The 9,906-nt window shown below is 59.8% G+C and carries 9 protein-coding genes; 6 read left to right on the top strand and 3 right to left on the bottom strand.

What is annotated here, in order from left to right:
• Positions 1-174: 174 nt before the first annotated feature.
• Complete coding sequence (locus tag VY732_RS09775; protein WP_077571880.1) at positions 175-912, bottom strand: thioesterase II family protein; 738 nt, start codon at positions 910-912, stop codon at positions 175-177.
• Positions 913-1,042: 130 nt separating this feature from the next.
• On the opposite strand from VY732_RS09775, the gene VY732_RS09770 reads away from it, so the two are divergent.
• Complete coding sequence (locus VY732_RS09770) at positions 1,043-2,179, top strand: cupin-like domain-containing protein (protein WP_116032100.1); 1,137 nt, start codon at positions 1,043-1,045, stop codon at positions 2,177-2,179.
• Between the two features lie 111 nt (positions 2,180-2,290).
• On the opposite strand, the gene VY732_RS09765 is transcribed toward VY732_RS09770, so the two are convergent.
• Positions 2,291-3,463, bottom strand: coding sequence for an MFS transporter (locus tag VY732_RS09765; RefSeq protein ID WP_331695279.1), 1,173 nt, complete (start codon positions 3,461-3,463; stop codon positions 2,291-2,293).
• A 296-nt stretch (positions 3,464-3,759) separates the two neighbouring features.
• Here VY732_RS09765 and VY732_RS09760 point away from each other — a divergent pair, with 296 nt between their 5' ends.
• The 5 genes from VY732_RS09760 to VY732_RS09740 all read left to right on the top strand — a co-directional run bounded on the left by VY732_RS09760 (position 3,760) and on the right by VY732_RS09740 (position 8,864).
• Positions 3,760-4,728: a family 2 encapsulin nanocompartment cargo protein terpene cyclase gene (locus tag VY732_RS09760; RefSeq protein WP_331695278.1), complete on the top strand. Its 969-nt coding sequence runs from the start codon at positions 3,760-3,762 to the stop codon at positions 4,726-4,728.
• A gap of 91 nt (positions 4,729-4,819) precedes the next feature.
• The gene (gene fabG, locus VY732_RS09755) at positions 4,820-5,620 is read left to right on the top strand and encodes a 3-oxoacyl-ACP reductase FabG (protein ID WP_331695277.1); all 801 of its coding nucleotides are present in this window, start codon (positions 4,820-4,822) and stop codon (positions 5,618-5,620) included.
• Complete coding sequence (locus tag VY732_RS09750; protein ID WP_331695276.1) at positions 5,613-7,439, top strand: glycoside hydrolase family 15 protein; 1,827 nt, start codon at positions 5,613-5,615, stop codon at positions 7,437-7,439. Before fabG ends, VY732_RS09750 begins: the two co-directional genes overlap by 8 nt.
• 390 nt (positions 7,440-7,829) lie before the next feature.
• Positions 7,830-8,219 carry a hypothetical protein gene (locus tag VY732_RS09745; protein WP_331695275.1) on the top strand — a complete coding sequence of 130 codons (390 nt, stop codon included), beginning with the start codon at positions 7,830-7,832 and terminating at the stop codon, positions 8,217-8,219.
• Between the two features lie 12 nt (positions 8,220-8,231).
• Positions 8,232-8,864 carry a BRCT domain-containing protein gene (locus tag VY732_RS09740; RefSeq protein WP_116032112.1) on the top strand — a complete coding sequence of 211 codons (633 nt, stop codon included), beginning with the start codon at positions 8,232-8,234 and terminating at the stop codon, positions 8,862-8,864.
• 8 nt (positions 8,865-8,872) lie between these two features.
• On the opposite strand, the gene VY732_RS09735 is transcribed toward VY732_RS09740, so the two are convergent.
• Positions 8,873-9,856 carry a GlxA family transcriptional regulator gene (locus VY732_RS09735; RefSeq protein ID WP_331695274.1) on the bottom strand — a complete coding sequence of 328 codons (984 nt, stop codon included), beginning with the start codon at positions 9,854-9,856 and terminating at the stop codon, positions 8,873-8,875.
• Between the last annotated feature and the right edge of the window lie 50 nt (positions 9,857-9,906).

The raw sequence follows: 9,906 nt of genomic DNA, 5'->3' as shown, positions 1-9,906 counted from the left end.
AAAAATTAGCGATTGAGAACAACTATCAGGCGAGAGGTAGAGCGGGGATTTTTTTGCCAGCACAAATCAAAGGTGGGAGCGAGCCTGCTCGCGAAAGCGGTATGTCAGGCAATGAAAATGTCGACGGTGACGACGCTTTCGCGAGCAGGCTCGCTCCCACAGGTTATGCGCTGTTCAGGCCGTGGCGACCATGGCGTGGCGGCGGTGATGAACGTCGAGCTGATCCTTGATCACCTTGAGCACTTTTGCCTCGTGCTCATGAATGAAAAAGTGCCCGCCAGCGAGCATGTCCACCGAGAAGCTGCCCGAGGTTTCCTTGCTCCAGCCAATCAATTGCTCGGTAGTGGCGCGGTCAGCCTTGCCGCCGAGCACATGCACCGGGCAATTGAGCAACGGCCGTTGCAGCGGCTCGAATTTGCCGCACAGCAGGAAATCGGCGCGCAGGATCGGCAGGGTCAGGCTCATCAACTCGTCATTGGCCAGCACTTCTTCGCTGGTGCCATTGAGCGTGCGCAGTTGCTCGATCAGCTCGGCATCGGTCTTGGCGATGGCAAATCCGCGATCGTAGTCGGCACGCTGGGTCGGCGCTGCGGTGCCGGAAGCGAACAGTGCCACTGGCTCCGCGCAACCCAGCGCACGCAGCGCATGGGCAATTTCACACGCCAGCAAGGCTCCCAGGCTATGGCCGAACAACGCATAAGGCGTCTTCAGCGTGGGTTGCAACTCCTTGGCCAATTGCATCGCCAAGGCGCGCATGTCGGTCTGCAGCGGCTCGTCAAATCGCGCCCCACGCCCTGGCAATTCAACCGGTTTGAGTTGCAGCCACTGCGGCAACTTCGGCCGCCAGCGGCTATAGACCATCGCACTGGCACCTGAATAAGGCAGGCACAGCAGAGTCAGCTGGGTCACCACACGTCCCTCAAAAGAATTCGTCTGTAGAGAGAAACGGATCGCCGCCCACACAAATTAGTCGCCGCGCGCTAAATCCCCTCTACAGGCCCTCGTTAACTGTTCAGACCAAAACCAATAACGAGGATTCACCGTGGACTTGCAGAGCATTCTGGGCAAGCTGTTCGCCAACGCCGGTGCCGTCGGCATCGAAGGTGTTTTCCAATTCGTCTTTGGCCCGCAACAGGCCTACTGGTCCGAGGTCAAGGCCAGCAGCCGCACCGAGGCCGGGCGCCACGCCAGTCCGGACGTGACCATTGAAGTCGCGGAACAGGATTTCCTCGGAATCATGGCTGGCATGGCCAACGTCGAGGAACTGTTCGCCAGCGGTCGCCTGAAAATCGGCGGCAACATGGGTTTGGCGACGCTGTTGCCACAGATCATTGACCACGCACGCAACGGTGGCGGCGCCGTGGCGGAAAAGGTCGATATGAACAAACGCTACCCGACGCCGCCACGCTTCAGCGAAAAGCTCACCGCCAGCCTGCCGACCCAGCTCAACGTCGAACACCGTGCCCGCGATGAACTGTCGGTGACTGAATTCAGAAGCCGTTATCTGCCCCACGGCGTTCCCGTGGTGATCAGCAATGCGCTGCACGACTGGCCGCTGTTCAAGCTCAGCCGCGAAGAATCGCTGGTGCATTTCGCCGAACTGCAAGGCATCACCCGCCACGGTGATTACGTGAAGAAAACCTTCTCCACCGAACGGGATTTCCGCTCGACGTCGATGGCCGACTTCATCGCCTCGCTCGACAGCCCGGCCGTCAAAGGTGCGGACGGTGAACCGCCCGCCTACATGGGCAACAACATTTTGCCGGCCGCATTGATGCAGCAGATCAAATACCCGGCTTACTTCGATGCCTCGCTGTTTATCCCGCCGCGGATCTGGATCGGCCCCAAAGGCACGCTGACGCCGCTGCACCGTGATGACACCGACAACCTGTTCGCGCAGGTCTGGGGGCAGAAGACATTCACCCTCGCCGCACCGCATCACCGTGAAGCGCTGGGCACCTGGTCAACGGCGCCGGAAGGCGGACTGGACGGTTGCGACTTCAACCCGGATGCGCCGGATTACCAGCGTTTCCCCAAGGCGCGTGACGTGACGTTCCTGCGGGTGACGCTGGAGGCTGGGGACTTGCTGTTTTTGCCGGAGGGCTGGTTCCATCAGGTGGAATCGGTGTCGACGTCGTTGTCGGTGAACTTCTGGGTGAACTCGGGACGCGGGTGGTAACACTGCAAATCCTGTGGGAGCGAGCCTGCTCGCGAAGGCTATTTCACATTCAATATGAGTGTTGAATGACAGACCGCTTTCGCGAGCAGGCTCGCTCCCACAATGACAATCTCATTTCAGATGGCGATAACTCTGTATCGCCGAACCCAACACCACCGCCCCGGCCACGATCGCCAGCCAGAACCCGCTGCGCGCGCCGAAGGCATCGACCAACGCACCAGAGCCCGCCGCACCGATCGCCACGCCGATGCTCAATCCCGTTACCAGCCAGGTCAGGCCTTCCGTCAGTTTGGCCGGCGGCACGATGCGCTCGATCAACGCCATCGCCACAATCAGCGTCGGCGAGAAGAACAGCCCGGCGACGAACACGGCCACCGACAAGCCGAAAATATTGCTCGCCAGCAGTAGCGGCAGTGTCGTCACCGCTGTCGCCACTCCACCGTACAAAAACAGTTGCGGCAATGGCAACTTCGAGCGCATCGCACCGAAAGCGATACCGGACAGAAATGAGCCGATACCGTACACCGACAACACAATGCTTGCCGCCGCGGGCTGACCCTGTTGCTGGGCGAACGCAACGCTGACGACATCGATGACACCGACGATGACGCCCATGGCCGTCATCAACAGCAGTAGCAGTTGCATGTCCGTGGAACGAATGATCGAGCCTTGATGGTGTTCCTCATGCGGATGCACCGTTGGCTCGGTGCTGCGCTGGGCAACAAATGCTGTAACGCCAATTGCCAGCATCAACAGCCCCGCCAACGGCCCGGCTTCGGGAAACAGCGTCACGCACAGCCCGACCGACAGCGGCGCTCCGACGATAAAGCAGACTTCATCGAGCACCGACTCCAGCGCATAAGCAGTCTGTAGTTGCGGCTGGCCACGATAGATTTCCGTCCAGCGCGCCCGCACCATCGCCGACATGCTCGGCATGCACCCGGCCAGCGCAGCGAACACAAACAGCGTCCAGGCTGGCGCCTGCAAGCGGGTGCAGAGCAGCAACATCAACAGCGCCCCGCCGCCGATCAACGCCGATGCCGGGAGAATTTTTCGCTGGCCATAGCGGTCAACCAGCCGCGACACCTGTGGCGCGCAAAACGCCGTTGCCAGTGCGAACGTCGCCGCCACCGCACCCGCCAACGCATAGCCGCCCTTCAACTGCGAGAGCATGGTGATCACACCGATACCGGTCATGGAGATCGGCATGCGCGCGATCATTCCGGCCAGTACAAAATTGCGTGCACCGGGGTCGTTGAATAGTTCGCGGTAGGGGTTTGCCATGGATTGCAGCCTCATCAAGGGCCGCCAAGTTGCCATAGGGTCGGGTGGCGTGGAAGCGCGCAATTGTTGGTGGAATGTGAAAGTGCGAAACCCCGGGTCCTTTCAATGATCAGGCAACTCACCACCCACGCGAGTCCGCCGGTGATCACTGAGCAGGCCAACAGAAACATCCGTCGAGTTCCTGGAACCACGACGACCATCTGTCGCAAAGCGCTCAGACCTGTCAGGTCTGACAGGTGCCTTTTTTCGCCAATCGGGCTCTGATGACCCTGCGCTCAACCGTGAAGGAATCGTCGATGAAATCGCCTTGGACCGTCCCGCCGCTGTATGGACCTGCACCCTTTAGAGTCAACTCTTCTCTGGCCGCAGAAGTGGATGATCGCCTCATGCCGTGGATCGAGCAGGTGGGGATTTTTCCAGGACGGCATGCAAAGGTGCGCGCCATGGGCTTCGGCCGCTTCGCCATGCTTTGCCATACCGACACCGACGATCCCGATCGTCTGCTACTGGCGGCGCAATGTTTTGCCGCCCTCTTCGCTGTCGATGATTACTACTGTGATGACGAGAGAACCGGATCGGAACCGAAAATGGTCGGCCCGCGCCTGTCCGTGGCGCTGGCGGCGCTGGAACCGGTTTACTTGAGCGAACGTTTCCGCCCCGGCCTTGAGCAGGCGCTGAGCAGCGATCCGGTACTGGTCGCTCTGCGCGGCTATCTGGCGCGGGTGGAGGCCCTCGCCACACCAGCACAGGTCGCCCGCGTACGCCATGAAATCATCGCCATGTTCGTGACCATGAGCGCCGAAGCGACCTGGCGCACCGAAGGTCTCACGCCAGCGCTCTGGGAATACCTGGCCCACCGTCAGGTCAACAGTTTCCTGCCGTGCCTGTCGTTGATCGACATCATCGGAGGCTATGAACTGCCCGCGAATGTGTATAGCGCACCCGATGTGCGACGCGTCACGACACTGGCCGCCAGCGCGACGATCATTGCCAATGATCTTTTTTCGGCGCTGAAGGAACAGCAGGCCGGGATCGGTGATTTCAACCTGCCATTGCTGTTGATCCGCGAACAGCAATGCTCGCCTGAACAAGCGATGGCGCAAAGTGCCGCCATTCACGACGAAATCATGCATTTGTACGAGGCGGCAGAAAGCAGCGTACTGCCGCAGGCCTCGCCGTTACTCAAATGCTATCTGACAGGCCTCAAGTGCTGGCTGGCCGGCAGCGTGGAGTGGCATCGCACCAGTGGGCGCTATCAGGTCTAAAGCTATCGATCTTTTCATGATCGCGAGATGAACTCTCGCCGCCGCCCGTCAGTCAGCTAAATAAGCCCACCGACCCAAGGCGCGACGTTGCATGCACATTTCCCTCACCGGACAAACAGCCCTGATCACCGGCGCCAGCTCCGGCATTGGCCACGCGTGCGCCAAAGCTCTGGCCGCATCCGGCGCGGCAGTGGTCATCAACTACAACCGTCAGGCCGAACCGGCCGAAGCATTGGCCCGGCAGATCATCGCTGACGGTGGGCAGGCCATCGCCATTCGCGCTGATGTCTCGAAGGAAGACGAGGTTGAGCGGCTGTTCTCGGCGGCCATCGATGCCTTCGGCTCACTGGACATCCTGGTGGCCAATTCGGGTATGCAAAAAGACGCCGCCGCTGTGGATATGTCGCTGGACGACTGGAACGCGGTGATCGGCGTCAACCTCACCGGGCAGTTCCTCTGCGCCCGCGCCGCCCTGCGAATCTTCAATCGCCAGGGCGTTCGCCAAGGCGTGTCGCGCGCGGCCGGCAAGATCATCCACATGAGCTCGGTGCACCAGCGCATTCCCTGGGCCGGGCACGTCAATTACGCCGCGTCCAAGGGCGGCGTCGATCAACTGATGCAGACCCTCGCGCAGGAAGTCAGCCATCAACGCATTCGCATCAATGGCATCGCGCCGGGGGCGATTCGCACTCCGATCAATCAAGACGCCACCGAAGGCGCGGCCGCTGAAAAGCTGCTCGAACTGATTCCCTACGGGCGCATCGGCGATGCTGAGGACGTTGCCAATGCGGTGGTCTTTCTCGCCTCGGACGCCTCCGATTACATCGTCGGTACCACCCTGTTCATCGACGGCGGCATGAGCCTCTATCCGGAGTTTCGCGGCAATGGCTGAGCATCACCTGGAACGACAAAGCCCGATCGATGCCCACGGCATCATCGGCGACATGCGCAGCGCGGCACTGATCAACGACCGTGGCAGCGTGGATTTTTTCTGTTGGCCGGAGTTCGACAGTCCATCGATTTTCTGTTCGTTGCTGGACACCCCTGACGCGGGGATTTTCCAGTTGGCGCCGGACTTGCCCGATGCGCGCCGCGAACAGATCTATCTGCCCGACACCAATGTCCTGCAAACCCGCTGGCTGAGTGAAAGCGCGGTGGTGGAAGTGACCGATCTGCTGCCCATCGGAGACAGTGACGATGCCCTGCCACTGCTGATGCGGCGGGTTCGCGTGGTGAGCGGCTCGGCGACTTTCACGATGCGCTGCGCCGTGCGCCACGATTACGCCCGAGCCGACACCCGGGCAGAGATGGATCAACAAGACGTGACGTTCAGCGCGGCTGGCCAACCGTCACTGCGCCTGGCTTCGGACCAGCCAATACAGATCGACGCGCAAGCGGCGGTGGCGCAATTCACGCTCAAGCAAGATCAAACGGCGGCGTTCATGCTCGGTGCGACCGATGATCCACGATTCGCCGAAGGCGCCGGACACTTGTGCATGGAGCGCACGCTGAAGTTCTGGCGCGACTGGATCGGTCAGTCGATTTACCGCGGGCGCTGGCGGGAAATGGTCAACCGCTCGGCCCTTGCGTTGAAACTGCTGACCTCGCGCAAACACGGCGCCATTCTCGCTGCCGCGACCTTCGGCCTGCCGGAAACGCCGGGGGGCGAACGCAATTGGGATTATCGCTACACATGGATCCGCGATGCCTCGTTCACGGTGTACGCGTTCATGCGCCTGGGCTTTGTCGGCGAAGCCAACGCCTACATGGGCTGGCTGCGCGGACGGGTCAGCGATTGCCACGGGCAACCGGTGAAACTGAATATTCTGTACGCCATCGACGGGCAACAGGAATTGCCGGAAACCGAACTTGATCACCTGTCGGGACACGGCGGCGCGAAACCGGTGCGCATCGGCAACGGCGCGTACGACCAAATCCAGCTCGACATCTTCGGCGAACTGATGGACGCGGTGTATCTGGTCAACAAATATGGCGACGCGATTTCCCACGAAGGCTGGAAACATGTGCGTGAAGTCGTCGATCAAGTCTGTGAGACGTGGCAGACCAAGGATGTAGGCATTTGGGAAATGCGCGGTGAACAGCACCACTTTCTGCACTCGCGACTGATGTGCTGGGTAGCGCTGGACCGGGCCATTCGTTTGGCGTCGAAACGTTCGCTGCCGGCACCGTTTGCGCAATGGGATCAGACCCGGCAAGCGATCTACGCCGATATCTGGGACAACTTCTGGAATGAAGAGCGCGGGCATTTCGTTCAGTACAAGGGTGGCACGGCGCTGGATGGCTCGATGTTGTTGATGCCGCTGGTGCGTTTCGTCAGCGCCAAGGATCCGCGCTGGCTGTCGACCCTCGCGGCCATCGAAAAGACCCTCGTGCGCGACGGCATGGTTTATCGCTATCGCAACGACGACAGCAATATCGATGGCCTGGCCGGCACCGAAGGCGCCTTCGCGGCGTGCTCGTTCTGGTACGTCGAATGCCTGGCTCGCGCCGGGCAAGTGGAAAAAGCCCATCTGGAGTTTGAGCAATTGCTGCGTTATGCCAATCCGCTGGGGTTGTATGCCGAGGAATTCGACAGCCATGGCCGGCATCTGGGCAATACGCCGCAAGCGCTGACACATCTGGCGTTGATCAGTGCGGCGAGTTTTCTCGATCGGCGTTTGAGCGGGGAAAAGAGTGAGTGGCAGCCGTAATTTCGCCAGGGTATGTAGGAAATCTGCCGCATCTACGCGCTTCCCGGGGCTAACCCCTACACACAAATAAACAGAGTCGCAGTTCCTGTGACGAGTGAGCTTGCTCCCGCCGGGTCGCGAAGCGGCCCCGATTCCTTATCCCAATTGTGCCAAAACCACCGTATTGCCTGGCTTTGCGGCTACTGCGCAGCCGAGCGGGAGCAAACTCCCTCGCCACAGAGGGCGTGTCTGGATGCCTGCATCTATTAAACAAATCCTTGCCAATCCCTTCCCCGCAAACTGCACTTACACCCTGAAATACCTTGTTGCCAGCCGTTACATCCACCCCTACCATCCACCGCAACGGGCACAGCGGAGCTGTCCAACAAAACCCGAATTCAAGGAACCAGAATGTCCCAGCACGTCCAACGCACCATCGACACGCCCCTTCGCAGCGGCCTGACCCGCACCCAACTTTGGGAAGCCGCGGACAAAGGCCTGATCAAATGCTGGGAAATCGGCCGCCAGCGCGCCGCGCGTTTTCCCGACCTCGCACAAAAATGTCTCGCCGGCGAATTGCCCGTGCTCGGCTGGAAGGGTGGCGTGAGCCGCAGCCTGAAGAAAAACGAAAAGTATGGCTCACTGAAATATCTGGCGCAGTGGCAGGGCTTGCGCGGTGAGGATCTGGATATTGATTTGAGTGAAGAGCGTTCGCTGACCTGCACAGGAACGAAGATGCGGGTGACGTTTACCCCGGATCGGACGAAGTATTTCAATCAGGTGGCGGAAGCCGAGGCTTAAGGAGAAGCAGCGATGGTCGATTTGCATCAGGAGTTTCAAAACAGTCGTTTCTTTCACGAAGCGCGGATTGACAGGCGTTCGGCAGATGCTCTGGCAGGTATTGCTGTCGGGCTAGCCGCAGACGGAAAGATTAACCAGCAGGAAGCCGAGTTTCTCAAGACTTGGATCGAAACCCACTTGGTGCACTTGGAAGATCCGGTCGTAAACATTCTATATAGACGTCTTGCCAACATGCTCAGTGACGGCGTGCTGGATGCCGATGAGTCTGTTGAATTACTGGGAATGCTTCATCAATTCGCTGGTTTGCCAGCCGGTGCTGCGACCATGACTTACGCGCCTACTAGCCTTCCTTTCGATAACCCCGCCCCGGAACTTAGTTTGCCTGATCGAGTGTTCCTGTTTACCGGCGTGATGTCGTATGGACCACGCAAGGAATGTGAATCCTTGATCGTCGAGCGAGGCGGACTGATTGGCGGTTCCGTCAGCAAAAAGGTTCATTATCTGGTCGTTGGCAATATCGGCAACGAACAATGGTTGCACAGTAGCTATGGAACCAAGATAAAAAAGGCCGTTGAGCTCAGAGATAACGGCGTACCAATCGCCATTGTTGGCGAAGATCATTGGTTAAAAGTGTTGTTCGGTTAGGCATTTCCTTAAGGCATTGCTGGATCTGTTAAAGCGCTGACCGAAAACCGCTCCCGATAAGCCTGCGGCGTCACACCAATCGCCCGCAGAAAACTGCGACGCAACGTCTCTTCGCTGCCAAATCCGCAATTGGCGGCGATGCGTTTGACCGGCAATCCGGTGTCGCTTAACAGTCGCCGCGCCGTCTCGACACGGATCAGTTCAATCGCCCGCGCCGGGGTCTGCCCCGTGTCGGCGCGGTAGTGGCGGACGAAACTGCGTTCACTCATGCCAGCCTGTTCGGCCAGGGTCGGGATGCCGAGATCGCAGGTGAGGTTTTCGGCGATCCACGCGTGCAGTTCATCAAAACGATTGCCCTGATTCTGCAACGACAAGGTCACGCTGAATTGCGATTGCCCGCCCGGGCGCTTTAGGAACACCACCAGATGACGGGCGACGTCCAGGGCGATGTCGCTGCCCAAGTCTTCTTCAACCATCGCCAGGGCCAGATCGATGCCGGCGGTGACACCTGCCGAGGTCCAGACTGGGCCGTCGTTGATGAAAATCGGATTGGCTTCGACTTGCAGTTTCGGATGCTGCTGCGCCAATTGTTCGCAACGGGTCCAGTGGGTGACCACTCGGCGGCCATCAAGCCAACCGCTTGCCGCCAACAGAAATGCCCCCGTACACACGGAGGCCACGCGTCGACATTTGCCGGCGTGTTCGCGCACCCAATCCACTAACAGCACATCTTCGGCGGCAGGATAAATGCCCCAACCACCGGCGATGATCAACGTATCGCTGGGCGCTTCAGGCAACGGCTCGGCCAACACCGCCAACCCCGCCGACGACATCACCGCCCCGCCGCTGCTGGCAATAACACTCGGCGCATAAGGGATCGGCATGCCGCGCTGGCGGGCGATGTCGTTGGCCGAGGCGAACACCTGCAAGGGTCCGGTGACGTCGAGGATTTGCATATTGGCGAACGCGAGTACGTGGATGGCTTTGGGCATTTGGCGTAATTCGTGGGGTTATTGGCGTATGCGCCAGAACCTACGCGCCT

The sequence above is a fragment of the Pseudomonas sp. ZY71 genome (assembly GCF_036542145.1).
Lineage (GTDB): Bacteria > Pseudomonadota > Gammaproteobacteria > Pseudomonadales > Pseudomonadaceae > Aquipseudomonas > Aquipseudomonas koreensis_A.
This window is presented reverse-complemented; position numbering and strand designations above follow the sequence as displayed.

Coding starts and splice junctions, on each gene's coding strand:
- VY732_RS09765 (WP_331695279.1), bottom strand. CDS start 3,463: ATGGCAAACCCCTACCGCGAACTATTCAACGACCCCGGTGCACGCAAT.
- VY732_RS09760 (WP_331695278.1), top strand. CDS start 3,760: ATGAAATCGCCTTGGACCGTCCCGCCGCTGTATGGACCTGCACCCTTT.
- fabG (WP_331695277.1), top strand. CDS start 4,820: ATGCACATTTCCCTCACCGGACAAACAGCCCTGATCACCGGCGCCAGC.
- VY732_RS09750 (WP_331695276.1), top strand. CDS start 5,613: ATGGCTGAGCATCACCTGGAACGACAAAGCCCGATCGATGCCCACGGC.
- VY732_RS09745 (WP_331695275.1), top strand. CDS start 7,830: ATGTCCCAGCACGTCCAACGCACCATCGACACGCCCCTTCGCAGCGGC.
- VY732_RS09740 (WP_116032112.1), top strand. CDS start 8,232: ATGGTCGATTTGCATCAGGAGTTTCAAAACAGTCGTTTCTTTCACGAA.
- VY732_RS09735 (WP_331695274.1), bottom strand. CDS start 9,856: ATGCCCAAAGCCATCCACGTACTCGCGTTCGCCAATATGCAAATCCTC.